Annotated in this window: 17 protein-coding genes; 6 read left to right on the plus strand and 11 right to left on the minus strand. The window is 71.1% G+C overall.

Going from position 1 to position 26641, the window contains the following annotated elements; translation table 11 throughout:
* Positions 1-146: 146 nt before the first annotated feature.
* Both BIV23_RS28785 and BIV23_RS28790 read left to right on the plus strand, forming a co-directional pair.
* Entirely contained in the window at positions 147-2354 is a 2208-nt protein-coding gene (locus tag BIV23_RS28785) for a CDP-glycerol glycerophosphotransferase family protein (RefSeq protein WP_071383879.1), read from the plus strand.
* A complete protein-coding gene (locus BIV23_RS28790; RefSeq protein ID WP_071383880.1) occupies positions 2351-4027 on the plus strand; it encodes a glycosyltransferase family 2 protein in 1677 nt (558 codons plus the stop codon). Before BIV23_RS28785 ends, BIV23_RS28790 begins: the two co-directional genes overlap by 4 nt.
* Positions 4028-4086: 59 nt before the next feature.
* On the opposite strand, the gene BIV23_RS28795 is transcribed toward BIV23_RS28790, so the two are convergent.
* Positions 4087-5604 carry a hypothetical protein gene (locus BIV23_RS28795; protein WP_425443538.1) on the minus strand — a complete coding sequence of 506 codons (1518 nt, stop codon included), beginning with the start codon at positions 5602-5604 and terminating at the stop codon, positions 4087-4089.
* 104 nt (positions 5605-5708) lie between these two features.
* Positions 5709-10643, minus strand: a complete 4935-nt coding sequence (locus BIV23_RS28800; protein ID WP_071383881.1) for an NAD-glutamate dehydrogenase — start codon at positions 10641-10643, stop codon at positions 5709-5711.
* A gap of 572 nt (positions 10644-11215) precedes the next feature.
* Between BIV23_RS28800 and BIV23_RS28805 the strand changes: the two genes are divergently transcribed.
* Entirely contained in the window at positions 11216-11782 is a 567-nt protein-coding gene (locus tag BIV23_RS28805) for a DJ-1/PfpI family protein (protein WP_071383882.1), read from the plus strand.
* Between the two features lie 95 nt (positions 11783-11877).
* Here the strand turns inward: BIV23_RS28805 and BIV23_RS28810 are convergent, their stop codons facing one another.
* Positions 11878-12546: an HAD family hydrolase gene (locus BIV23_RS28810; RefSeq protein ID WP_071383883.1), complete on the minus strand. Its 669-nt coding sequence runs from the start codon at positions 12544-12546 to the stop codon at positions 11878-11880.
* Positions 12547-12617: 71 nt separating this feature from the next.
* Complete coding sequence (locus BIV23_RS28815; protein ID WP_071383884.1) at positions 12618-13133, minus strand: DUF6912 family protein; 516 nt, start codon at positions 13131-13133, stop codon at positions 12618-12620.
* 291 nt (positions 13134-13424) lie between these two features.
* Between BIV23_RS28815 and BIV23_RS28820 the strand changes: the two genes are divergently transcribed.
* The gene (locus tag BIV23_RS28820) at positions 13425-13940 is read left to right on the plus strand and encodes an Rv3235 family protein (RefSeq protein WP_071383885.1); all 516 of its coding nucleotides are present in this window, start codon (positions 13425-13427) and stop codon (positions 13938-13940) included.
* A gap of 116 nt (positions 13941-14056) precedes the next feature.
* Here the strand turns inward: BIV23_RS28820 and secA are convergent, their stop codons facing one another.
* Positions 14057-16867, minus strand: a complete 2811-nt coding sequence (gene secA, locus BIV23_RS28825; RefSeq protein WP_071383886.1) for a preprotein translocase subunit SecA — start codon at positions 16865-16867, stop codon at positions 14057-14059.
* 253 nt (positions 16868-17120) lie between these two features.
* On the opposite strand from secA, the gene BIV23_RS28830 reads away from it, so the two are divergent.
* A complete protein-coding gene (locus BIV23_RS28830) occupies positions 17121-17690 on the plus strand; it encodes a GNAT family N-acetyltransferase (RefSeq protein WP_071383918.1) in 570 nt (189 codons plus the stop codon).
* Between the two features lie 63 nt (positions 17691-17753).
* Positions 17754-18929 (plus strand): winged helix-turn-helix domain-containing protein, encoded by a 1176-nt coding sequence (locus tag BIV23_RS28835; protein ID WP_071383887.1) that lies wholly within the window; start codon positions 17754-17756, stop codon positions 18927-18929.
* A gap of 28 nt (positions 18930-18957) precedes the next feature.
* Here BIV23_RS28835 and BIV23_RS28840 read toward each other — a convergent pair whose 3' ends face one another.
* The 6 genes from BIV23_RS28840 to mtrA form a co-directional block, all read right to left on the minus strand.
* Positions 18958-19704, minus strand: coding sequence for a response regulator (locus BIV23_RS28840; protein ID WP_071383888.1), 747 nt, complete (start codon positions 19702-19704; stop codon positions 18958-18960).
* A gap of 204 nt (positions 19705-19908) precedes the next feature.
* Entirely contained in the window at positions 19909-20601 is a 693-nt protein-coding gene (gene hpf, locus BIV23_RS28845; RefSeq protein ID WP_071383889.1) for a ribosome hibernation-promoting factor, HPF/YfiA family, read from the minus strand.
* 311 nt (positions 20602-20912) lie between these two features.
* Positions 20913-21827: a ComF family protein gene (locus BIV23_RS28850; RefSeq protein WP_071383890.1), complete on the minus strand. Its 915-nt coding sequence runs from the start codon at positions 21825-21827 to the stop codon at positions 20913-20915.
* Positions 21828-22018: 191 nt separating this feature from the next.
* Complete coding sequence (locus tag BIV23_RS28855) at positions 22019-23860, minus strand: LpqB family beta-propeller domain-containing protein (protein WP_177240066.1); 1842 nt, start codon at positions 23858-23860, stop codon at positions 22019-22021.
* The gene (gene mtrB, locus BIV23_RS28860) at positions 23850-25949 is read right to left on the minus strand and encodes an MtrAB system histidine kinase MtrB (protein WP_177240067.1); all 2100 of its coding nucleotides are present in this window, start codon (positions 25947-25949) and stop codon (positions 23850-23852) included. Before mtrB ends, BIV23_RS28855 begins: the two co-directional genes overlap by 11 nt.
* 1 nt (position 25950) lies before the next feature.
* On the minus strand, positions 25951-26640 hold the full coding sequence (mtrA, locus tag BIV23_RS28865; protein WP_191870552.1) for a two-component system response regulator MtrA: 690 nt from the start codon (positions 26638-26640) through the stop codon (positions 25951-25953).
* Between the last annotated feature and the right edge of the window lies 1 nt (position 26641).

Raw genomic sequence — 26641 nt, forward strand, 5'->3', positions numbered from 1 at the left:
AAACCCCAGGCCGCGGAAGTTCGTCTTCCACTCTGGGCCCCTCGACCGGCCGCCCTCTTACTCCACCCCGGTTATCCTTTTCATACGCTTAGTGACAGTATGTTATGAAGAGTGGCCTGAACCGACGATCTAAGGAGTCCACCGCGATGCCCCAACTCAGCGTCATCGTCTACGGACCGAACGCACAGGGGCACCTGACAGAGCTGCTGGACTCCGTGGAAGCCCACCCCCTCCTCGACGCCGAGATCATCGTCGCCGCGGTCGGCGACTGGGCCCGGGAGACCGCCGAGGGCCACGCCCCCGAGACGATCGTCGTCCCCCTTCCGGAAGGCACCGGGGACGCCGCCGCCCGCGCGGCCGGCGCCGCCCGCGCCTCCGGCCGCTGGCTGCACTTCGTGCACGCCAAGGACGGCCTGCCGGCCGGCGCGCCGCGCCAGCTCGCCGAGCGCACCGCCGAACTCGACGCCGAGCCCGGCGCCCCGGTGGACGTACTCCTCTTCGACCACGTCGTCACCACCTGGCAGACCGCCGCCCGGGCCTCCCGCGACGGCCGCCTGCTCGCCGCCGTCGGCCGCGAGGGCCTCCCCCTGAACGAGGCCGCGGACCTGCTGCGCCTCACCCCGATCCTCGGCAACCGCGCGCTGCGCGCCGACTTCTGGCGGGCGCACGAGGAGCAGCTCACCGCCGACGACGAGCCGCAGGCCGCCCACGCGACCCTGCTGCACGCCGGCCGTGTCGCCTGCCTGAACCAGGCGGCGTACGAGAACCGCGAGCTGCGCCCCGAGAGCCTGCCGCCCCTCGACCCCGAGGACCGCTTCGCGCTCATCGACCGCTACGAGTCGCTGCTCCCGCTCGCCAGGGACCGCCGCGCCACCCGCGCGGTGCTGTACGACCTGATGATGCGCGACCTGGTGCGCACCTTCGCCGGTGAGAACCTCCCCGACGCGGTCGCGCGCGAGTTCTTCCGCCGCGCCTCCCTCGTCGCCGTCCGCTGGCGCCCCGAGAACCACGAGCGCCCGGCGGGCGTGGAGGGCGTGCGGCACGCGCTGCTGGAGGAGGGCGCGTACACCAAGTACCGCGCGTTCCAGGCCGCCAACCGCACCCGCCGCGCCGCCAAGAAGGCCGTCAAGAGCCGGAAGAAGGAGCTGGGCGCCAAGCTGCGCGACCAGCAGTACCAGCGTGCGCTGAGCCGCCCGGTCAACCCTCACCTGGCCGTGTTCGCCGCCTACTGGGAGCGCGGTGTGGCCTGCAACCCGGCCGCGATCGCCGCCAAGACGGCCGAACTGGCCCCGCACATCCACCCGGTGTGGGTGGTGTCGAAGAGCAACGAGGCCCTGCTGCCGCCCGGCACCGACTACGTCATCCCCGGCACCCGCCGCTACTGGGAGACCCTGGCGACCGCCAAGTACCTGGTGAACAACGTCAACTTCCCCAACGCGGTGGTCAAGCGCCCGGACGCGATCCACCTCCAGACCCACCACGGCACCCCGCTCAAGCGCATGGGCCTGGACCAGATGGAGCACCCGGCCGCCGCCAAGGGCCTGGACTTCGACGCCCTGCTGGGCCGTATCGACAAGTGGGACTACAGCGTCAGCGCCAACAGCCACTCCACCCGCATGTGGGAGCGCGCCTACCCGGCCCGCTTCACCTCGCTGGACTACGGCTACCCGCGCAACGACGTCTTCTACACGGCCACCGCCGACGACGTCCGCGCCGCCCGCCGCCGCCTCGGTATCGCCCCCGGCAAGAAGGCCGTGCTGTACGCCCCGACCCACCGCGACTACGAGGCAGGCTTCACCCCGCGCCTGGACCTCGCGGAACTCGCCGACCGGCTCGGCGAGGACACGGTCCTGCTGGTGCGCGCCCACTACTTCTACGGCGGCGCCGCCTCCCCGCTCACCGGCCTGCGCCGCTCCGGCCGGATCATCGACGTCTCCTCCTACGACCCCGTCGAGGAGCTGTGCCTGGCCGCCGACGCGCTGGTCACGGACTACTCGTCGATCATGTTCGACTACGCCAACCTGGACCGCCCGATCGTCGTCTACGCCGACGACTGGGAGACCTACCGGACCACCCGCGGCGTCTACTTCGACCTGATGGAAGAGCACCCCGGCCAGGTCGCGCGCACCCAGGAGGAGCTGACGGAGATCTTCGTCTCCGGCGCCTGGCAGGGCGAGAGCGCGGCGAAGGCACGGGCCGCGTTCCGCCGCCGCTTCTGCGAGTACGACGACGGCCGCGCCGCCGAACGGGTCGTACGCCGGGTGTTCCTCGGCGAGCCGGAGGAGTCCCTGCCCCCGGTGCTCCCGATCGAGGACCGCACCCCCGCCCCGACCCCCGAGGAGGCCTCGGCATGACGACCACGACCACGACCCCTGACGTCACGGTCACGGTCATCGTCTTCAACGACGCGGAGCGCCTGCCCCGGGCCGTGGAGTCGCTGCGCGCACAGACGCACGCGAACATCGAGATCATCATCAGCGACGACCACTCCACCGACGACACGCCCACCGTGGCACGCCGGCTGGAGGCGCAGGACGAGCGCGTGCGCTACCTCCGGCTGCCGGAGAACAGCGGCGGGTGCAGCGCCCCGCGCAACCGGGCCATCGAGATCGCCCGGGCGCCGTATCTGATGTTCCTCGACAGCGACGACGAACTCCCGCCCCGCGCGGTCGAGTTGCTGCTCGCCGCGCACCGCGAGCGCGAGGTCGACTTCACCATGGGCGCGGTCCGCCGCGTGCGCGTGGACAACGGCAGGCGCTCGACGTGGATGCCCCACCTGGTGACCGAGAGGCGCACGGTCGAGGGCATCGAGAAGGACCCGCGCCTGCTGTTCGAGCACCTGTCGACGAGCAAGATGTACGCGCGGTCCTTCCTCGACCGGCACGAACTGCGCTTCCCCGAGGGCATCCACTACGAGGACCAGCTGTTCTCGGCCCAGGCCTACTGCCTGGCGACGGCGTTCACGATCATCCCGGACCCGGTGTACGTCTGGTACATCGACCCGTTCGCGGCGGCCGCCTCGGCGTCCATCTCCAACCAGCGGCACAAGGTCCAGAACGTCGCGGACCGGGTCAACGTCCAGCGCATGATCGACGACTTCCTGGTCGAGAGCGGGCATGCCGGGCTGCGCGAGGACAAGGACTTCAAGTTCCTCAAGCACGACTTCCGGATGTACGCGGGCGACCTGCCCTACCGCGACGAGGAGTGGATGCGCTCCTTCGCCGAGATCATGAACCCGTACCTGGACACGCTGGCCGACGGCGCCTACGCCCGGCTGCCGCGTCCGGAGCGGGTGGTGCTGGGGCTGCTGCGGGACGGCCGTCTGGCCGACGCCCAGCTCGCGGCGCGCGGTCTCGGCGACAAGGTGGCTCCGCGCCAGGTCACGGCCGACGCGTCGGGCGTCCCGTACTGGGGCGGCGAGGTCCCCTCCACCGACCGCGCCCGCCGCGAACTGGACCTGTCCGACCTGGAGTTGGACACGCGTCCGTTCCCGAGCGCGCAGTTCCGCCACGAGATCACGCAGCTCCAGCGGGAACGCGGGGCCGCCCTGACGCTCTCGATCCGCACGTACGACCCGGGCCTGCGCCTGCCGGTCGGCCCGCAGCGCGCGAGCCTCCTGCTGTCCCCCGGCAACCGCCGGATGACGGTCCCCTTCCGCCTCGACCCGATCAGCCCGGGCCTCTTCGAGGGCACGGTGCGTCTGGACCTGTCGGCGGCTCCCGTCCCGCTCCAGGGCTTCGAGGGCCTGCGGCACCCCCAGATCCGGCTCCAGCAGCAGGGTCTGGCCCACTCGGGCGTCCTGCTGGCCCCGCTGGACTTCCCGGCGGTCACGGCGCGCATCGAGTACCGCTCCGGCGCGACCCCGCACGACGTCACGATCGAGCCGGAGGGCCGCAACCCCGGCCGCCTCCAGATCCGCTGGCGTCCGGTGGGCGTGACGGCCAAGGTGATCCGCCCGGTCATCAAGAAGGTGGCGCGACCCAAGATCCGTAAGGCGGCGAAGCTGCTGTCCAGCGTGCTCCGGTAGCTGTTCCGGGCCGTTGTGTCGGAAGGGGCGCGGGGAACTTCCCCGCGCCCCTTCCGGCGTCACACCACCCGGTACAGGACCTGGTCCCCCGGACCCGTCGTCACCCTCTTCAGCCCCGGGCCCGCCAGGCTCTTCGACCCGACGACCCACCGCACCCTGTACTTCCGCAGGATCGCCTGCCGTTCGGCGGCGGACGTGTCCGCGGCGAAGTAGTGCGACACCGCCGCGTCCCGCTGCTTCTCGTCCGGCAGGAAGAAGTCGGGATATCCGGGCGTCACGGTGTACGGCCCGTACGCGGGGATCTGCCGCGCCGGGAACGTCTGTGCCATCACCACGTCGCCGTACTTCGCCCACGGCGTGATCCAGTGGTATCCCACCCACGGTGTGTGGTACTTGTCCGCGACCGGCGCCGGCAGCGCGCTCTTCGGGATCACATAGCCGAGCGTGCCGACCTGCGTCCACGCCCCCACGGCCAGTACGGCGCCGAGCACGCACGCCCAGCCGGTCCGGACCGCCCGCCGCCCCGCCGTCACGGCCTCCAGCGCGGCCGCGAGCTGGGCCGGGATCAGCGCGGCGGGCAGCGCGCGGCCCCAGGAGTAGTGGCCGGTCAGCCCGCCCGCGGCGAACATCAGCGCGCCCAGGGCGAAGAACAGGACCAGCGGGTCCCAGCGGTCACGCCGAAAGCGCAGGACGAGGGCCGCCACGCCCAGCAGGACGAAGCCGAAGTGCCCGGCCAGATGCTCGTAGAGCGGCTTGTGGATGGCCTCCAGGTCCGCGCCCGCCGAGAACAGGGAGAAGAAGTCGTAGTACGGCCACAGGCCCAGCAGCAGCATGCCGAGCGCCAGCGCGGCCGCCAGCCGCAGCAGCACCTCGCGTGAGGGCCGGGCCGCGATCACCATGGCCAGCGCGCCCAGGGACGAGACGACTCCGGTGAACTGGTGGCTGAGCAGGATCACGGCCCAGAGCAGGCCCAGCGCCGCCCAGTGCGCCCATGCCACCGGCTCGCTCGCACGCAGCGCGCGCGTCAGCCACGCCCAGAAGTGGAAGGTGAGGCCGATCGCGAACACGCTCGGGTACGACACCGTCAGCGCCAGCGAGTTCAGGCCCACGAAGCCGGACCAGTTGAACAGCGCCGGGCCCCACAGGAGGACCAGGCTCAGCAGGGCGAGGGCGGGCGCGGCACGGTGGGCGCTGAGGGTGCGGACGTACTGCCACACGCCCGTGACCAGCAGGCCGAGACCGACGACCGCGGCGATGCGCAGGACGACGAACACCGACAGGCCGGTCAGCTTGGCGACTAGGCCCAGCACCAGCATCCACGGCGAGTAGTACGGGCTCGGCGTGTCCGCGTCGACCAGCGGGTTGCCCGGATGCAGCAGGTTGTGGCGCAGACGCTCGATGGTGGCCGCGTGCATGCCGAGGTCGCCCGCCCAGGGCAGGCGGACGATCACGAGGAGCAGCAGCACCACGACGAGCACGGCGACGGCCTGGGGCAGTGCCCGGCCGGCCCGCGCGGTGGGGTTCTGCGGCGACTCCGTGCGGCTCACGGGCTCGGTGTCAGACGGTGCGGCGTGCATCCTGCTGACCCTAGCCGAGGTTTCTTAAGGGTCGGCAAGAAGCGAGACGCCCCGGGCCGCTGGGTGCCCGGGGCGTCTTCGGTACCGGTCCTCGCGTGCGGACCCTACGAATGCGTGCGCAGCAGCGTCCGCATCGTGCGCATCGCCACCGACAGGTTGGCGAGGTCGAAGGAGTCCGAGCTGCGGATCTCCTCCAGGGTGGTGCGCGCCCGGCCCAGGATCGCGGAGTTCTTCCCCTCCCAGGCCTCGAACCGCGCCGCCGGCGTCGAGGTGCCGTTGCCCGCCGCGAGCACGTCCGCGGTGAGCGCCGCGTGGGCCGCGTACAGGTCCTCGCGGATGGAGGCGCGGGCCATGGACTGCCAGCGGTCGTTGCGGGGCAGGTCGCTGATGCGGTCCATCAGCTGGGTGATGTTCAGCCGGTCGGCGAGGTCGTAGTAGACCTCGGCGACGTCGAGCGGCTCCTTGCCCGTGCGGTCGGCCACCGAGACGATGTCCAGCGTCGGGAAGGCCGAGGAGAAACCGGCCACGCGCGTGGCGAGCTCGTCCGGGACGCCGACCGCGGACAGCTCGTCGTACACGTGCTGGTACCACTCCAGGTCGGCGCCGCGCAGCAGCTTCGGCAGCTCCTGCCAGACCCGCTCGACCCGCTCGGCGAAGAACTCGACCGTCTCGGCGAGCTGGAGCGGCTGCGGCCGGTTGTTGAGCAGCCAGCGCGTGCCGCGCTCGACGAGCCGGCGCGAGTGCAGCCGGATGCGGGTCTGGACGTCCGCGTCGACCTTGTTGTCCAGGGCCTCGACCGCGTCCCACACCGGGGCCGAGGAGAAGATGGCGCGGGCCGCGGTCTGCGCCCGGACGATCTCCTCCAGGGAGGCACCGGTCTCCTCGCGCAGCCGGTGCAGATACGTCGTGCCGCCCGTGTTGACCGTGTCGTTGACCAGCACGGTCGTGGTGATCTCGCGGCGCAGCGGGTGGTTGTCGATCGCCTCGGCGAACCGCTCGCGCAGCGCCGTCGGGAAGTAGGCGTGCAGCAGGCCGCGCAGGTACGGGTCGTCCGGCAGCGAGGTGTGCAGCAGCTCCTCGGCGACCGTGATCTTCGTGTACGCGAGGACGACGGCCGTCTCCGGGCTGGTCAGGCCCTGCGCCTGGCCGAGGCGCTCGCGAATCTGGCGGTCGGTCGGCAGGAACTCCAGCGCCCGGTCCAGGTGCCCCTCGCGCACCAGGTGGCGGATGAACCGCTGCTGGGCGTGGAGCATGGCGTTGGCCTGCGAGAGGGCGTTGGCCAGGGCGGTGTTCTGCGCGTAGTTGTTGCGCAGCACCAGGGCGCCGACCTCGTCGGTCATCTCGGCGAGGAGCTTGTTGCGCTGCTTGACGGTCATGTCGCCGTCCGCGACCAGGCCGTTCAGCAGGATCTTGATGTTCACCTCGTGGTCGGAGGTGTCCACACCCGCGCTGTTGTCGATCGCGTCGGTGTTGATCTTGCCGCCGTGCCGGGCGAACTCGATCCGGCCGAGCTGGGTCAGCCCCAGGTTGCCGCCCTCGCCGACGACCTTGACGCGCAGGTCCTCGCCGTCGACGCGGATGGCGTCGTTGGCCTTGTCGCCGACGTCGGCGTTGGACTCGGCCGACGACTTCACGTACGTGCCGATGCCGCCGTTCCAGAGCAGGTCCACCGGCGCGTGCAGGATCGCCTTCATCAGGTCGGCCGGGGTCATCTTGGTGACCCTGTCCTCGATGCCGAGGGCCTCGCGGACGTGGGCGTTGACCGGGATCGACTTGGCGCTGCGCGGGAAGATCCCGCCGCCCGCCGACAGCAGCTCGGTGTTGTAGTCCGCCCAGGAGGAGCGGGGCAGCTCGAACAGGCGGCGGCGCTCGGCGTACGAGGTCTCCGCGTCCGGGGTCGGGTCGATGAAGATGTGCCGGTGGTCGAAGGCGGCGACCAGGCGGATGTGCTCGGAGAGCAGCATGCCGTTGCCGAACACGTCACCGGACATGTCACCGATGCCGACGACCGTGAAGTCCTCGGTCTGTGTGTCCACGCCCAGCTCGCGGAAGTGCCGCTTGACGGACTCCCAGGCGCCGCGCGCGGTGATGCCCATGCCCTTGTGGTCGTAGCCCGCGCTGCCGCCGGAGGCGAAGGCGTCGCCCAGCCAGAAGTTGTACTTCTCGGCGACCCCGTTGGCGATGTCCGAGAACGTCGCGGTGCCCTTGTCGGCGGCGACCACCAGGTAGGTGTCGTCGCCGTCGTGCCGGACCACGTCCTGCGGGGGCACGACCTCGCCGGCGACCATGTTGTCGGTGATGTCGAGCAGCGCCGAGATGAACGTCTTGTAGCTGGCGACGCCCTCGGCCAGCCACGCGTCGCGGTCCTTGGCCGGGTCCGGCAGCTGCTTGGCGACGAAGCCGCCCTTGGCGCCGACCGGCACGATGACGGTGTTCTTCACCATCTGCGCCTTGACCAGGCCGAGGATCTCGGTGCGGAAGTCCTCACGCCGGTCGGACCAGCGCAGACCGCCGCGCGCGACCTTGCCGAAGCGCAGGTGCACGCCCTCGACGCGCGGCGAGTACACCCAGATCTCGAACGCCGGGCGCGGCGCGGGCAGGTCCGGGATGGCCTGCGGGTCGAACTTCATGGAGACGTAGTCGTGCGGCGTGCCGTCGCCCTTCTCCTGGAAGAAGTTCGTGCGCAGCGTCGCCTTGATGACGGTGAGGAAGGACCGCAGGATCCGGTCCTCGTCCAGGCTCGCCACCTGGTCCAGGGCCGCGTCCAGCTCCTCCAGCAGCGCGTCGGTGATCTCCAGGCCGGCCTTCTGCCGGTCCGGCGACATCCGCGCCTCGAACAGCGAGACGAGCAGCCGGGTGGTGTGGACGTTGTTGCGGAGGGTGTCCTCCATGTAGTCCTGCGAGAAGGTCGAACCGGCCTGGCGCAGGTACTTGGCGTAGGCGCGCAGGACCATCGCCTGCCGCCAGGACAGCCCGGCGCCCAGCACGAGCGCGTTGAAGCCGTCGTTCTCGGCCTTGCCGGTCCAGGTGGCGGCGAAGGCCTCCTGGAAGCGGTCGCGGGCGTCGTCGCCGAGGTCCCCGCCGCCCGCCGCCTGGGGCACGCGCAGACCGAAGTCGTAGATCCAGGCGGTCGTACGGTCCGAGCAGCGCAGCTCGTACGGCCGCTCGTCGGTGACCTCGACGCCGAGGCGGCTGAGCACCGGCAGCACCTGCGAGAGGGAGACCGAGCCGCCCTTCTGGTAGATCTTGAACCGGCGTTCCTCGGGACCCGCGCCCACCGGCTCGTACAGGCTCAGGCTGAAGGTCTTGTCCGCGCCGAGCTGCTCCAGGTGGACCAGGTCGGCGACCGCGGCACGCGGCGTGTGGTCGGCCTTGTAGCCCTCGGGGAAGGCGGTGCCGTAGCGGCGCAGCACCTCGGCCGCGCGCTCCTCGCCACACTCGGCGGTCAGCGCCTCGGCGAACGCGTCGGCCCAGGAACGGGCGGCCTCGACGAGACGGGCCTCGATGCGGTCGCGGTCGGCGTCCGACAGCTCGGGCAGCACGGTGCCCGGCGGGACGCGGACGACGAAGTGCAGCCGGGACAGGATCGATTCGGTGTTCCAGGCGGTGAAGTCGACGCTGATGCCGCCGAGCTCCTCCTTCAGGATGTCGATGATCCGCAGCCGGACACCCGTGGTGTAGCGGTCGCGCGGGAGGTAGACGAGGGCCGAGTAGTAGCGCCCGTACTCGTCCTGGCGCAGGTACAGCCGCAGCCGGCGGCGCTCCTGGAGGTAGAGCACGGAGGTGACGATGGACTGGAGCTCGGCGACGGGCGTCTGGAACAGCTCGTCGCGCGGGTAGGTCTCCAGGATCTGGAGCAGGTCACGGCCGTCGTGGCTGTTCGGCGAGAACCCGGCGCGGTGCAGCACCTCGTCGACCTTGCGGCGGACGACGGGGACCCGGCGCACGGAGTCGGTGTACGCGGCGGACGAGAAGAGCCCGAGGAACCGCCGCTCGCCGACGACGTTCCCGTCCGCGTCGAACTTCTTGACCCCGACGTAGTCCAGGTACGACGGCCGGTGCACGGTGGCCCGGCTGTTCGCCTTGGTCAGGACGAGGAGCTTGTGCTCGCGGGCCTTGGCGCGGGCGTCGGCCGACAGCCGCTCGAAGGACGGGCTGACCGGGTGCTGATCGTCCTCGGCGTGCTGCGGGTCGGAGCGCAGGACGCCGAGACCGGTGCCGGGCACGGCGGCGAGCGTGTCGTCGTCGCGCAGCTCGTACTCGCGGTAGCCGAGGAAGGTGAAGTGCTCGTCGGACAGCCAGCGCAGCAGCTCGCGCGCCTCCTCGACCTCGGCCTTGGCCAGGTCGCCGGGTGCGGGGTCGGCGGGCAGCTCGTCGGCGATCCGGACCGCCGTGGCGCGCATCTTCTCCCAGTCCTCGACGGCCTCGCGGACGTCGGACAGCACGCGTAGCAGATCGGCGGAGATCTGCTTCAGGTCGGCGCGGTCCGTCTCCCGGTCGATCTCGACGTGGATCCAGGACTCGAAGTGCGCGTCGTGCGGGAGGTCGCCGCCGGGCGAGGTCGGCAGGACCTCGAGCAGCTTGCCGGTCAGATCACGCCGGACGACGAACTGCGGATGGACGACGACGTGGATGCCGCGTCCCTGCCGGGTCAGCTCATTGGTGACCGAGTCGACCAGGAAGGGCATGTCGTCGGTGACGACCTCGACCACGGTGTGGCTGCAGGTCCACCCGTTCTCCTCCACGGTCGGGGTGTGGACCCGCACGTTCGCCGTGCCCTGGGGGCGGGTCTCGGCGAGACGGTAGTGGGAGACCGCGGCGCCGAAGACGTCGACCGGGTCGCGGTCGGCGAGGTCTTCCGGGGCGGTGTGCAGGTAGTACCGCTGGAGGAACGCGAGCACGGACTCGCTGTCCGGGGTGTCCGGGGAGCCCTCGCCCGCGGTCCCGGTCGGTAGGTGCCCCCCGACCGGGCTGTTCTCAGCTACCCGGGCGGCCCGTTCGAGCAGCTCGGCCTTGGCTTCGTCCAGCTTGGTCTGCATTGTCCTCTGACTCCTGTCGCGCGCCGTTGCGTGACGTAGAAGGAAGTACGGTCTCTTTCCCTCCGGCTCGCCGCCACAGCCCGGGGTGTCCGGACCACTCAGACGCTATGCCGCGAGGTGAGATGAGCGGGGGGAAATCGGCCATTGTCGTCACACCCGCCGGGTGTGACGCTGCTCTCGGCACGGCCATGTCCGGGGTTGCCCGCGGCGTCCCGGGAGCCTTGGTGGCCCCGCCCCGCCCGCGAAGACCAGCGACCGTCGCCCGGCCACGGAGGTGTTCCGTGCAACCCGGGCGCAGGGCAGGGACACGATCGTCCCCGCGAACTATCGCGCTGATCACGCCACAAGGCTATCGCTCCTCACCCCGGGCCCGTCATGAGCCGTATGTGTACAAAACAGGGGGTCGAAGTTTGACGTTCTGCACAGCGGCGGGGCGGGCCCGGGTGACGTATCCGGCGGGGGCCGCCGCGGGTAGCCGGGAGGCCGGTCCGGGTAGGTGTCAGTGTCAGGTCGCGCCACGAGATCCCCGACCCCACCCTGAGAGCACACCCCGCCTGCCCGGAGGAGCCCACATGCCCGCGAAGATCCTGATCGTCACCGGCGACGCAGCGGAGTCCCTGGAAGTCCTCTACCCCTATCAGCGCCTGCTGGAGGAAGGCTACGAGGTCCATATCGCCGCCCCCTCCCGCAAGACCCTGCGCTTCGTCGTCCACGACTTCGAACCCGGCTACGACACCTACACGGAGAAGCCCGGCTACACCTGGCCCGCCGACCTGGCCTTCGCCGACGTCGACCCCGGCGAGTACGTGGCCCTCGTCATCCCCGGCGGGCGCGCCCCGGAGTACCTGCGCAACGACCCCGAGCTGCGCAAGATCCTGAAGGCCTTCTTCGACGCCGACAAGCCCGTCGCCCAGATCTGCCACGGCCCTCTGCTCACCGCGGCGATCGACACCCTGCGCGGCCGCAGGGTGACCGCGTACCCCGCCCTGGAACCGGACATGCAGGCGGCCGGCGCGGGCTTCCAGGACACCGAGGCGGTCGTCGACGGCACGCTGGTCTCCTCCCGTGCCTGGCCGGACCACCCGGCCTGGATGCGCGAGTTCCTGAAGGTCCTGCGGGCCACGGCACCGGCGGGCTGAGCAGCGCGAGGGCGAGCGGCGAGCGGGGGCGGGCGAAGCAGCGGGACGGAGGCGCGGACGCTGCTCCCGCACGCCGCAGCGGTGCCGGTCCCCGGCTACGCCGCTATTCGCCGGGCTTCCTGCACCGCCTCCGCCAGTGTGTCCACCACCGGCACGCCCACGGCCTCCAGGCTGTCCCGGCTGTGCGAACCGCCGGTGTACAGCACGGCCCGGGCGCCCACCTCGTGCGCCGCGACCGCGTCGTCCGCCGCGTCCCCGATCACCACGGTCCGCGCGGGCTCCACGCCCGTCCCGAGCGCCGCCAGATGCCGCACCATGTGCGCGGCCTTGCTCCCCCCGGACGGCCCCGTACGTCCGTCGACCCGCAGGAACTGCGCCTCGATGCCGAACCCCCGCACGAGCGGCACCAGCTCCTCGTGTCCGTACATGCTCAGCAGCGACTGGCTGTGCCCGGCCGTCCGCCATCCCGCGAGCAGCTCCGCCGCTCCGGCGGTCAGCCCGCACCGGCTCCGCTGCTCCGCGTAGTGCCGATGGAACACCCCGTCCATCAGCTCCCACTCGGCCTCGGTCGGCAGCCGGCCGAGCAGCCGCTCGTAGAACTTGGGCACCGGCACGCAGTACAGCGCCCGGTATTCCTCCATCGTGATCGGCGCGAGCCCCAGCTCCGCAAAGGCCGCGTTCGTCGCCCCGATGATCGCGTCATTGTCGTGGAACAGCGTGCCGTTCCAGTCCCAGACGATGTGCGCGCTTCCGTGCATCCCCATGCCGAAAACCGTACTCGCCCCCACTGACAATCACCCCGGCCGCATGCTCCGGGCCGACGCCGGGCCGGGCGTCAGGCGCCCCGTCCGACCAGGTTGGGGATCTCCTGCGTGGCGTACCACAGCAGCTCGTGGTCGTCCGCCCCGTCCACGACGGACTGTGCGTCGTCGTCCCCGCCGTCCGCCGCAGCCAGTGCCTGCGCCGCCGCGGCCACGTCCTGCTCCGCGTCGTCGGCGTCGATGTGCACGGCGGCCGCCTTCGCGAGCGGCACGCTCGACGCGACCGTCACCTCGCCCGGCACGGACGGGTGCGGCCCCCGGTCCCGGCCCGCGCTCGCAGCGCCGTCCGGCACGTCCACGGCGACCACGACCCGGCGCCGCGCCGCGCCCGGATCGGCCGCCAGCCGCCGCAGCGAGGCCAGCGCGGCCTGCCCGAGCGCCGCGTACTCCAGCTCCTCGACGTCCTCGGAGACGTACCACTCGCGCAGCGCGGGCGTGACGGCGTACGCGACGAAGGGGCCGCTCCCCAGCTCACCCGTCTTGTGCGCCTCGGCGAGCGCGGGAAGGGTCAGGGGGACGTAGACGCGCATACCGGCCGCTCTTTCCTGATCAAGGACTCGAAGCCTTCAGGATACGTGCGCGCGTCCCCTTTCGAGTCCCTGCCCACGCGCGTGAAGCCGTGGACACCGGGCCACGCATTCACCCGGTGCACCCCCGGGATTCCGGGGTTCCAGGACTCGCGGGTCCCCCGGATAGGTGAACTTTTCCGTCCCTCCCCGGAGCGCACCGCCACCCTTGCCACCCGGCTCCGCGGCCCCGTACAAGATCCCCACCAGCGAGTTACCGACCGGTATCAACCGAGCCCGCCGAACGGGGACCCCATGAACAAGGTCATGAGCCGTACCGTCCAGCCCCGCCCGCGACACCGCCCGCCGACCCGCCACGACACCCGCCGCCCCGGCGGCGCCCCGCCCCGCAACCTGTCGACGAGGAGCACCCGCGACACACCGCCGGCCGCCAGGACGGCCGGCCCGCCCCTCAGGGCCCCGGAGACGGCCCGGCCCGCACAGCGGCCCACCGACGTCTTCGCGGACCGCCTCCTGGCCGTCCTGAGCGGTCAGCGCCCCGTCCACTGGATGCTCCGCCACACCGCCGGCCGCGCCTACGACGACCTGGCCCGCCTCGCCGAGCGCAGCCCCCTGCGCACGCACGGCTCCCGCCCCGTCGTCCGCGACATCGGCTACTACGTCCCCTGCGAGGGCGCCCTGGAGGTCTTCGCCCGCGTCTCCGCCGGCAACCGGCTCCGCGCTCTGGCCTTCCGCCTGGAACTGGGCCAGGACCTCCGCTGGCGCTGCACCGCGGTGGAAGCCGCAGCCCAGCCCCGGGCAACGCCATAGCCCCCGCGCCACCACCGCCGAGGGCCGTGCGAACCCTCGCCACCGGCACCACGCGAAGGGCCGGGCTCCCCCGAGGGAGCCCGGCCTTGTCCAGCCGTTCTACGACCACGCGTGCGTCACTTCTTGCGGCGCCGTCCGCCCTTGGCCTGGCGACGGCGCTCGGCGCGCGTCAGGCCGTCGGACTCGGACCGCACCGGCTCGTCGTCCTCGAGGTCGCGCTCGACGACGCCGCCCTCGCCGTCCACCGTCGGCGCGGAGAAGTGCAGATCCCGCCGCTGCGGCACGTCCAGACCCTTCGCGCGGATCTCGGGACGGGCCCCCGCCTGCGCGGGGACCGTGTCCTGGACGCCCTCGGCAACCGGCTCGGCGGCCTCGACCGGGACCTCCTCGACCTGCTGCTCGACCTGGACCTCCAGGTTGAACAGGTAGCCGACGGACTCCTCCTTGATGCCCTCCATCATCGCGGTGAACATGTCGAAGCCCTCGCGCTGGTACTCGACCAGCGGGTCCTTCTGCGCCATCGCGCGCAGGCCGATGCCCTCCTGGAGGTAGTCCATCTCGTAGAGGTGCTCGCGCCACTTGCGGTCGAGGACCGACAGCACGACCCGGCGCTCCAGCTCCCGCATGATCTCGGAGCCGAGCTGCGCCTCCCGGGACTCGTACTGCTCGTGGATGTCCTCCTTGACGGACTCGGAGATGAACTCGGCCGTCAGACCGGCCCGGTCGCCGGCGGCCTCCTCCAGCTCGTCGATGTCGACCTTCACCGGGTAGAGCTGCTTGAAGGCGCCCCACAGCCGGTCCAGGTCCCAGTCCTCCGGGAAGCCCTCGGCGGTCTCCGCGCTGACGTACGCGTCGATCGTGTCGTCCATGAAGTGCTGGACCTGCTCGTGCAGATCCTCGCCCTCCAGCACGCGGCGGCGCTCACCGTAGATGACCTCGCGCTGCCGGTTGAGCACCTCGTCGTACTTCAGAACGTTCTTACGGGTCTCGAAGTTCTGCTGCTCGACCTGCGACTGCGCGGACGCGATCGCGCGCGTGACCATCTTGTTCTCGATCGGCACGTCGTCCGGCACGTTCGCCATGGACATCACCCGCTCGACCATCTGGGCCTTGAACAGGCGCATCAGGTCGTCACCGAGGGAGAGGTAGAACCGGGACTCGCCCGGGTCGCCCTGACGGCCGGAACGACCGCGCAGCTGGTTGTCGATACGGCGCGACTCGTGCCGCTCGGTGCCGAGGACGTACAGCCCGCCGAGGTCCTCGACCTCCTCCTTCTCGGCCTTGACCGCCTGCTCGGCCTTCTCCAGGGCGGTGGGCAGCGCCTGCGCCCACTCCTCGATGTGCTCCTCGGGGTCGAGGCCGCGCTGGCGCAGCTCCGCCTCGGCGAGGTCCTCGGGGTTGCCGCCGAGCTTGATGTCCGTACCACGGCCGGCCATGTTGGTCGCCACGGTCACCGCGCCCTTGCGGCCGGCCTGCGCGACGATCGACGCCTCGCGCTCGTGCTGCTTGGCGTTGAGCACCTCGTGCTGGATGCCGCGCTTGGAGAGCTGCTGCGAGAGGTACTCCGACTTCTCGACGGAGGTCGTGCCGACGAGGATCGGCTGGCCCTTCTCGTGCTTCTCCGCGATGTCGTCGACGACCGCCTCGAACTTGGCGACCTCGGTGCGGTAGATCAGGTCCGACTGGTCCTTGCGGATCATCGGCTTGTTGGTCGGGATCGGCACCACGCCGAGCTTGTAGATCTGGTGGAACTCGGCGGCCTCGGTCATCGCCGTACCGGTCATGCCGGACAGCTTCGAGTAGAGGCGGAAGAAGTTCTGGAGGGTGATCGTGGCGAGCGTCTGGTTCTCGTCCTTGATGTCCACCCCCTCCTTCGCCTCGATCGCCTGGTGCATGCCCTCGTTGTAGCGGCGGCCGGCGAGGATACGGCCGGTGTGCTCGTCGACGATCATGACCTCGCCGTCGATGACGACGTAGTCCTTGTCCTTCTTGAACAGTTCCTTGGCCTTGATGGCGTTGTTCAGGTAGCCCACCAGCGGGGTGTTCACCGACTCGTAGAGGTTGTCGATGCCCAGCCAGTCCTCGACCTTGCTGACGCCGTTCTCGTGGATGGCGACGGTGCGCTTCTTCTCGTCGACGTCGTAGTCGCCGGTCTCCTCGACGCCCTTGAGCGGGTTGCCTGCCTCGCCCTTCTTCAGGCGCGTGACCAGCTTGGCGAAGTCGCCGTACCACTTGGTGGCCTGGTCGGCCGGGCCGGAGATGATCAGCGGCGTACGGGCCTCGTCGACCAGGATGGAGTCGACCTCGTCGACGATGGCGAAGTTGTGGCCGCGCTGCACCAGCTCGTCCTTCGACCACGCCATGTTGTCGCGCAGGTAGTCGAAGCCGAACTCGTTGTTCGTGCCGTACGTGATGTCGCATTCGTACTGCTCGCGGCGCTGGGCCGGCGTCATGTTGGCGAGGATGCAACCGACGGTCAGGCCCAGGAACTTGTGGACGCGGCCCATCATCTCGGAGTCGCGCTCGGCCAGGTAGTCGTTGACCGTGATGAGGTGGACGCCGTCGCCGGACAGCGCGTTGAGATACGCGGGCAGCGTGCCGACGAGGGTCTTGCCCTCACCGGTCTTCATCTCGGCCACGTAGCCGAGGTGGAGGGCGGCGCCACCCATCATCTGCACGTCGTAGTGCCGCTGGCCGAGCACGCGCTTGGCAGCCTCACGGACGGTGGCGAACGCCTCGGGGAGCAGGTCGTCCAGGCTCTCACCGTCGGCGTACCGCTGCTTGTACTCCTCGGTGAGGGCCCGCAGCTCGGCGTCGGAGAGGTCGACGAAGTCCTCTTCGATGGAGTTGACCTGGTCCGCGATGCGGTGCAGCTTGCGCAGGATCTTGCCTTCGCCTGCACGCATGATCTTCGAGAGGACGGACACGGGGGTTTGTCTCCTTGCCGGTCGGGCCTGGGACGGTCGGTTTCCATTGGACGTACTGAGCAACGGCCATCGTATGCGAGGACCCGGCTGGGCCGGGAGGCCTGGCGGCCCGACGGCTTGCCTCATCCAGGACAACGGACGGGGCACGGGGATAGTGCCGCATCGGAGCGAGGAATTGCGCGAAATGTGATCACGCGCTCACGCATAGCGAAAAACGATGGCCCGCGCGCGGGACGCCCAGCACAATCGGTCGATGGAACCCGTCACTCTCACCACGGACCGCCTGGTCCTGCGCGCGGTCGGCCCGCACGACACCCGGGCGGTCTACGAGGCCGCCCAGGATCCCGGCATCCAGCGCTGGACCACCGTCCCGTCCCCCTACCTGCCCGAGCACGCGAGCGGCTTCACCCGGCAGCTGGTCCCCGACGGCTGGGAACAGGGTTCGATGTTCACCTTCGGCGTCTTCCTGCCGGGCGGGGAACTCGCCGGGATGCTCGGTCTCACCATGCGCTCGCTCGGCGTGGCGGAGGTCGGCTTCTGGGCGACGGCGGAGCACCGCGGCCGCGGCTACGTCACCGAGGCCACGCTCACGGCCTGCCGGTGGATCTTCACCATGGTCGGTGTCGACCGGGTCGAATGGCGCGCCGAGGTCGGCAACCACCCCTCCCGCGCGGTGGCCGAACGCGCGGGCTTCACCATCGAGGGCACCCTGCGCTCCGCGCTGAACAACAAGGGGGTCCGGCGGGACTGCTGGGTCGGCTCGCTGCTCCCCTCGGACCTGGGTCTGCCCTCCACGGCGCCGTACCTGCCGGCCCGCGGCTGACCCGCTGGGGGCGAACGCCCAGCTCAGCACGGATTGTCAGTGGCAGCCTCTAGGGTCCGGGGCATGACGACCCTTCCGCGCCCGACCACCTCCCTCACCGCGGACGACGCCCGCCGCATCGTCCTGCGGGCCCAGGGTTTCCTCGGCGCGCCCGACCGGCGGGCCGGTGTCCGCGGGGTGCTGCGCCGCCTCGGCGCGGTCCAGCTCGACACGATCTCGGTCCTGGCCCGCTCCCACGAACTCGTGCCCTACGCCCGTCTGGGCGCCGTCGGCCGCAAGGCGGTCGAATCGGCCTACTGGCGCGACACGCACGCCTTCGAGTACTGGTCGCACGCGGCGTGCCTCCTCCCGGTCGAGGAGTGGCCCCACTTCGCCTTCCGCCGCCGCGCCTACCGTCATCGCCCGCACTGGAACCACGAGCTGCCCGCCGGCGCGTACGACCAGGTCGTCAAGCAGCTGCGCGCGGAGGGCCCGCTGACCTCCACGGAGCTGGGCGGCGCGAAGAGGACGAACGACTGGTGGGACTGGTCGGGCGCCAAGGTCGCCGTGGAGCGCGCGCTGATGTACGGCGAGGTGGTGTGCGTCCGGCGGCGCGGCTGGAAGCGGGTGTACGACCTCGCCGAGCGTGCGATCCCGGACACACTGCTGCACGACGAACTGGACGACACCGAGTGCCTGCGCCGCCTGGTGCGGCTGGCCGGCGAGTCCCTGGGCGTGGGCACGCGCGCGGACATCGCCGACTACCACCGTCTCAAGGGCGAGCAGGTCGAGGCGGTGATCGCCGACTCAGGTCTGGTGCCGGTCGAGGTCGAGGGCTGGGGCAGGCCCGCCTGGGCCGACCCGGCGGCCCTGGTGACCCCGCCGCGCGGCCGGCACCGGACCACGCTGCTGTCGCCGTTCGACTCGCTGATCTGGGAGCGGGCCCGCACGGAGCGGATCTTCGGCTTCACCCACCGCCTGGAGGCGTACGTCCCCAAGACGAAGCGGGTCCACGGCTATTTCGCGATGCCGGTGCTGGCGGGCGGCCGGCTGGTCGGGCGGGTGGATCCGGCCCGCGAGGGCCGCACGCTGGTGGCCAAACAGGTCACTGTGGACGACGCGAAGGCCGTCCCCGCGGTCGCGCAGGCCCTGGTCGAGGCGGCGGGCTGGGTGGACTTGACGGACGTCCGCGTCGAGCGCGTGACGGTACCGGAACTGCGCGAGCCACTGGTCAGAGAGCTCGCCCGCGCCCTCGGCTGAGCTCCGCCGGGCCCGCCGCCGTCATGCCCTACCGGATCTCGAGGATCTTCTCCCGCATCGCGTAGACCACCGCTTCCATCCTGGAGTGCAGCTGGAGCTTCTCCAGGATGTTGCGGACGTGGTTCTTCACGGTGTTCTCGGAGATGAACAGCTCTTTCGCGATGTCCCGGTTGTTCATCCCCGTCGCGACGAGCTTGAGGACCTCCAGCTCCCGGTCGGTCAGCCGCGGCGCGGGCACCAGCCGGCGCTCGTCGGTGCGCTGGATCATCGACTTGAACTCGGTGAGGAGCTTGGACGCCATGGACGGGCTGATCTGCGACTGCCCGTCGGCCACCGCGCGAATGGCGGTGGCCACCTCGTCCGTGGAGATCTCCTTGAGGAGGTATCCGGTCGCCCCCGCCTTGATCGCGTCGTAGAGGTCGGCCTCCTCGTCGCTGATCGTCAGCATGATGATCTTGGCGCTGGGAACGACCTCCTTGATGGAGGTGCAGGCCTCGATCCCGCCCCGCTTGGGCATGCGGACGTCCATCAGCACGATGTCGGGCAGCAGGTCGGCGGCCTTCTCCACGGCCTCGGCGCCGTCGCCGGCCTCGCCGATGACCTGGATGTCCTCCTCGGCCGCGAGCACGATCTCCAGGCCCCGCCGGAAGAGGGCGTGGTCGTCCACGACCAGGACTCTGATCGGCTCGCTGCGTGAAGGGCCCGCGTCCGGGCTCCTGTTGATGACACCGTCGTCGGCGTCTTCGTCCCGCATCGGTCCGAAGGTGTCCGCCATCGTTCCTCCCCCTGAAGGCTGTGGCCTGTTGTCCCGCGCCATCGCCAACCCAAGGCAACGGCCCACCGGTTGGGCCGGTTCGGCCATGATTTCATGCCCGGGCGACGCAGAGGTGACATGCGGGGCGTGAACTGGTCGCACACCGGTGCCCCCGGGGGCGCACACGCGCCGCCAGGGGCACCGTTTCCGCTTCTTCCGGGTGGATCAGCCGCCCAGCGTGCCCCCCGCCGCGGGGGCCTGCGCCTCAGCGACCATCTGGTCCTGGTCGAGATGGATCACGCCGTAGTCGTAGGCGTGGCGCCGGTAGACGACGCTCGGCTGCTTCGTCTCGGCGTCGACGAACAAGTAGAAGTCGTGCCCGACCAGCTCCATCTCGTAGAGGGCCTGGTCGAGGGTCATCGGTGAGGCGACGTGGGTCTTCTCGCGGACGATGAGGGGGCCCTCCCCCTTGATCTCCAGCGAGCCGATCTTCTTCGTCGGTACCCCGTCCATGTCTTCCTCGTGGACGGGCAGGCCGTTGCCGTTCAACGTCGCCGCGCCGGGGACGTGGTCGGGAACCTCGGCCGCCGAGATCCGGCGGGCTCCTCGCCGCGAGAAACGCTTGTCGTGCTGCTTGCGCAGCCGGGCGTCCAGCTTCTCCGCCGCCAGGTCGAGTGCCGCGTACGGGTCGCTGGCTGCCGCTTCCGCCCGGATCACCGGGCCGCGGGAGCGGAGGGTGATCTCCACTCGGTCACAGCGGTCGGCCTGTCGGGGGTTGGGCTCCTTGGACACCTCGACGTCGAGGCTGATCACCTTGCCGTCGAGCTTCTGGATCTTCTCCAGGTTCAGCTTCTCGGCCACGTGCTTGCGGAACCGCTCGGGCACCTCGGTCTTGCGGCCCTTGACGACGATGTCCACGCAGAACTCCGTTCCCGGATCGCTCCGCTCGGTCGGCGGAGCATCTCCCTTTTGCACCAGGTCCGGTGAGCACCGGACCTCGGACTCGGTGACTTCACCTCCTCCTCCCCCATGGGCGAGATCTCCACCCCATGCGCGCGGGTGATTGCGGAAAACCCGCGCCACGGCATTCGGATATGAGAGGTGTGGCCTGCGCCTTTCCTCACAACCGAACATATCTCGCCTGGACGGATGTCGTCACCCTCTACTGCGGCGTACCTCCGTTCAGGTGAAATCCCCCTCTCACTACCTGCAACGATGCAGGTTGACGGTCAGTTCCTGTTTATTTCGAAAGAATCCCGAGGAGCGGCGACCACGGCCGCACGGAGCGCGTACCCAAGGGCGTTCGATGCCGTCATTTCTGGTGCACCATGCACCCACTTCCCGTCGTCCGACCGCGTTCCGCTCCGTCGTTCTCCCCTTCCTTCCCGAGTTACGGCCGCGTACACGGAGGTTCTCACTCCGCGCCCCTCTTCTCGACTCGACAGGGCCGTATCCCGCAGTGCCCGCGCCGCCTCCGCGAGGCTGGCGCCGGTGGTGATCAGGTCGTCCACGAGCACGATCCGTCCCGCGTCCAGCAGCCGACCGCCGCCCGCCGTCACCTCCAGCGCGCCGGAGAGGTTCTCCAGACGCTGTCGCGCGTCGAGTGCGGCCTGGTCCGCCACCGCCCGGCGCTGGCGCAGTACGGCCGCCACCCGGGCCGGTGTCCCGGTACGCCGCAGCTCCCCGGCCGCCGCGAGCGCCATCCGTCGCACCGGATCGTGCCCACGCGCCCGCACGGCCCACCGGGCGGAGGGCACCGGAACCAGCACCACGGTCCGCTCACCCGCGGCGCCGCCCGACCCGTCGCCGGTGGCTCCGGCGTCCGGACGGACGCGGGCACCGCCGCCGTTCCGGCCGAGCCCCGCCCGCACGGCCCCCGCCAGAGCCGCCCCCAGCACTCCCGCGAGCGCCAGCACGCCCCGCTCCTTGTGCGCCAGCAGCAGCTCCCGTACCTCCTGCGCGTACGGCGCCGCCGCGTACACCACCGGCAGCCCGGCCGGCTCCGGCGCCGGTCGCACCCGCCGCGGTGCGCGCCCGTCCAACACGGCCCGGCACCGCGGGCACAGCACCGTACGCGGTGCTCCGCAGCCCGCGCAGTCGGCCGGCAGCACCAGGTCGGTGAGGTCCCGCCACCACCCCCGCATGCCCACCACTGTGCCAACGCCGAAGCCGCCCTGCCACCCCTGTGGACAACGCCCTGTGGACAACTCGGGGCACCGCGCGACGCCCGTCACCCACACGGGTGAACAGGGAGACGACGGGGTGCGGGACGTGAGTGCGGGACGCGGCGTTCGGCGCGGTTGCGGCCGCGCACGCCCCGCAGGTGACAGGACCGTCAGCCCGGATAGACCGGTGCCGTTCCGTCCTTGTCCACCTTCTGCCACTGTGCCCCGGACGGCAATCGTACGATCCCGTCGTCCTCGGAGTAGGCCACCAGCGGCACCCGCTCGTCCTCGGACGCGGCGATGGACTTGACGCCGGTGAGGGCACCGGGCGCCGGACCGTCCAGCGTGGAGCCGTCGACCTGGACGTACCGCATCTGCAGCACCCCACCCTGCTCCCTGCCCACCGCGAGCAGCCTGCTGTCCCCGGCCCACGACATGGCGCTGACCTGCTCCAAGTCCGGCGCCGCCGACCGCAGTTCCACCACCGAGGTGCCCTGTCCGGTGCCGCCGTCGCGCTGGATCCGGCCGATGAGCAGGGACTGCTTGCCGTCCTTGTTCTCCACGACCAGTGCGATCCGTACCCCGTCGGCCGCCACCCGGGCGTCCTTGATCTGGCCGGACAGCTCCGGGATCGCGACCTCCTGTGCTTTGGCGGTGCCCTGCTCGACGACGTACAGCCGCGCGTGGTGCGGGTCGCGGTCGGCCACCCACAGGTCGCCGCGGGCGTCCCAGCTCGGTGTCGTCAGCCGGTCGCTCTGGGTCGGGCCCGCGCTGGTCACCAGCGCGTTGCCGAGCGAACCGCCCGACGCCAGCGACGTCACGTACAACGACTTCCCCGCGTCACCGACCCCGGCGGCACTGTGCTCGTCGCGCGAGACGGCAACCGACTCCAGACCCTTGTCGCTCTCACCGAACACACCCGGCACCGGAAGCGCGCCGGTCCCCGTGCTCCCCGTCGGCATCCGCACCAACCGGTGCTTGTCGTCGAGGAAATACAGGTAGTCGGGGCTCTTGGCCGACCCGTGCCAGGCGGCGGACTCGGCGCGTTCCTCGCTCAGGTCGCACAGCCTGCGGCCGTCGGCGCCCTCCAGCTCGACCGACTCCAGCGTCGGCGTCAGGTTCCGCAGCGTGAACAGCACCTGCGTCGCCATCTCGGTGCACTTGCCCGGCGCGACCTGGGACGCCTTGAGGTTCAGCGGCACCGTCAGCTTGTTCTGGTCGTCGGGCGCCAGCCCCGACACGTCCTTCTGCAGGGCCGTACCGGTCGGGAAACCGGACCTGACGACCGGGCCGAGCCAGCTGGTCGGGCCGTTCAGCAGCGAGCGGACCATCTGTGTCATCGCGTCGACCTTGCTGCGCACGAACACCGGGTCGGCCACCGCCACCGGCTGTCCCGTCGCCCCGGCCGTCGTGTCCGAGGCGAAGTAGTACTTGTCGACGGACGTGTAGTTGCGCTGGAAGTCCGACTTGCCCATCACGACGCCGTCGGGCAGTCCGTCGATGCGCCACTGTCCGGTCTTGGCACTCCGCGTGAGGTGCACCTTCTTGCGGTAGGAACCGTCGGCGGGCTGGTACGCCTGCTGCGCGTCCACGGTCGCGACCCGGGTGCCCGCGAGGACACAGGTGACGCTGTCGGTCGGCTCCTGGCCGGCGCCCGCGCGGCAGTCGGTCTCGATGCTCGGCCCGTTCGCGAGGACCGTGGTCGACCGCTCCGGCCGCCACGTGCGCGCCGCGTCGTCCGACAGGTACTTGCGAGCCGTGTCGTACGAGGGATCGTCGCTGGTCAGCGCCTCCAGGAAGCCCTGCATGATCTCGGCCGGACCCGCGCCCTCGGCCGGCGGCATCGCGAACACCCGCACCCCGGTGTCCTGCCGGGGCGTGGACTCCACGTTCCGCAGGTCCCCGCTGTCGGGCATCGAGGCGCACCCCGCCAGCAGGACGACTCCCACAGCGGCGTACGCCACCGCGCGCCCGGGTCTGTGCCGGGCGCCCCCCTTGCGGTCAGCGGCCACGAAATGCCTCCCCTGGCTGGGTCGAGTCCTGCGGCGGGGCCGCATCCGCACTGGCCGCGGATCCCGCGGCGGGCCCGTCGTCCGGGCGCCGCACACCGCCACCGGGGCGGGGCACCACACGGGCGCCATTGCCGTTGCCGGGCAGGGCGGTCGGGTCGGCGGCCGGGGTCACCCCGGCCAGCCGCGGCGCGATCGGCGCGCGCGGCGGCAGCGCGGGCGCCTGGGCGCCGCCCTGCTGCACCGGAACCGTGGCCCGCTTCTCCCCGCCCCCGCCGGGCAGGCCGGCCTCGTCCAGACCGCGGTTACGGCGTGAGTCCTTGGGCTCCAGCGGTATCGGCGAACCCCGCAGCGGCTCGTCGGCGGTCCTCGGCAGCGTCAGCCGGAACTGCGAGCCGCCCCCCGGCTCGCCCCAGGCCTGCAGCCAGCCGCCGTGCAGCCGCGCGTCCTCCAGGGCGATCGACAGCCCGAGGCCCGTACCACCGGTGGTACGGGCGCGCGCCGGGTCCGCCCGCCAGAACCGGCTGAAGACACGCGTGGCCTCGCCCGGCTTGAGCCCGACGCCGTAGTCGCGCACCGCTACGGCCACCGCGCCGCCCGCGGAGGCGAGCTTGACGACGACGTCCCTGCCCTCGCCGTGCTCGACGGCGTTGACCACGAGGTTGCGCAGCACGCGCTCCACTCGGCGGGCGTCCGCCTCGGCGACCACGGGCTGCTGGTCGCCGAGCACGCGTATGTGCGTGCCCTTGCGCTCGGCGAGCGGCTCGGCGCCGCTGACCACGCGCCGGACGACCTCCCTGAGATCTATCGGCTCGGCCTCCAGCGCCGCCGCGCCCGCGTCGAACCGGCTGATCTCCAGCAGATCCGCCAGCAGCGACTCGAACCGGTCCAGCTGGTCGGCGAGCAGCTCGGCCGACCGCGCGGTCACCGGGTCGAAGTCCTCACGCGCCTCGTGGATGACGTCGGCCGCCATCCGGACGGTGGTCAGCGGTGTGCGCAGCTCGTGCGAGACGTCCGACACGAACCGACGCTGCATCCGCGACAGGTCCTCCAGCTGTTGAATCTTCACCTGGAGGTTCTGCGCCATCTTGTTGAAGGCCTCGCCGAGGCGCGCGATGTCGTCCTCGCCGGTGACCTTCATCCGCTCCTGCAACCGCCCGGCGGACAGCCGCTCCGCGATCCCGGCCGCCATCCGCACCGGCGTGACGACCTGCCGCACCACCAGCCAGGCGATGGCGCCGAGCAGCACGACGACGAACAGCCCGGCGGTCGCGAGCGTGCCCTTGACCAGGCTCAGGGACTTCTCCTCCTGCGTGAGCGGGAAGAGGTAGTACAGCTCGTACGGCCGCCCGTTGGGGTCGCTGACCTGCTTGCCGATGACCAGCGCCGGCTGCGATTCCTTGCCGTTGGAGTAGACGATCCGCGTGTAACTCTGGGCGGCCGTCGTACCGCTGTTGACCCGCTCGCGCAGGTCGGCGGGCACGCTGGAGGTCGGGTTGACGTACCCGGAGCCGCGCGGGCTGCGTCCGCCGCCGCTGTCGTCACCGACGGGCAGCGTCACCACGTCGAAGGCGCCCGCGCCACCGCTGGACAGCGAATCCACGAGATCGCTCATCCACGGAATGACGTTCTGCGCCTGCCGCCCGTCCGCGGTCGAGGTGCCGTCGCCCGAGGTGGTGGCCGCGTTCGTCCCCGTGGCGGTCCCGCTCGCCGCCTCGTCCGCCTTCTGCTTGGCCACCGCGAACCCGCCGGTGGCCTGGCTCTGCGAGGCCTTCACCTTCGCGTCCAGCAGGCCGTTGCGCACCTGCCCGATCACGACGAAGCCCAGCAGCAGGACGACGCCCAGCGACATCAGCAGGGTCGTGGCGACGACCCTGAGCTGGATGTTGCGCCGCCACAACCGCATCACCGGCAGCAGCGGACGGCGCACCCAGCGCAGGAACAGCCGCAGGACCGGGCTGCCCTGGACCCCGCCCTGGAGCAGCCCGCCCTCGAAGAGCCGCCTGAACCGCGCACCGGCACTCCGGCCGACAGGCCGCCCCTGACGGGCCCCGGACCGGCCGGGAGCCGAAGCGGCGCTGTCCCCGGACATGTCAGCTCGGTCCGGCCTTGTAACCGACACCACGGACAGTCACCACGATCTCCGGCCGCTCCGGGTCCTTCTCGACCTTGGAACGCAGCCGCTGGACATGCACGTTGACGAGCCGCGTGTCGGCGGCGTGGCGGTAGCCCCACACCTGCTCGAGCAGCACCTCGCGCGTGAACACCTGCCACGGCTTGCGCGCGAGCGCGACCAACAGGTCGAACTCCAGCGGGGTCAGCGCGATCGACTGCCCGTCCCGCTTCACCGAGTGCCCAGCCACGTCGATGACCAGATCACCGATGGTCAGCTGCTCCGGCGCCGGCTCCTCCGACCTCCGCAGCCGTGCCCGGATCCGGGCGACCAACTCCTTCGGCTTGAACGGCTTGACGATGTAGTCGTCGGCGCCGGACTCCAGGCCCACGACGACATCGACGGTGTCGCTCTTCGCCGTGAGCATCACGATCGGCACCCCGGACTCCGCCCGGATCAGCCGGCACACCTCGATGCCGTCCCGTCCGGGCAGCATCAGGTCGAGCAGCACCAGATCGGGCTTGGTCTCCCGGAAAGCGGCCAGCGCCTTGTCGCCGTCGGCTACGAAAGACGGCTCAAAACCTTCACCACGCAGCACGATGCCGAGCATCTCGGCCAGTGCGGTGTCGTCGTCGACGACAAGGACTCGTCCCTTCATAAACGACATCATC

Origin of the sequence: Streptomyces monashensis (assembly GCF_001866665.1) — a bacterium.
GTDB lineage: Bacteria > Actinomycetota > Actinomycetes > Streptomycetales > Streptomycetaceae > Streptomyces > Streptomyces monashensis.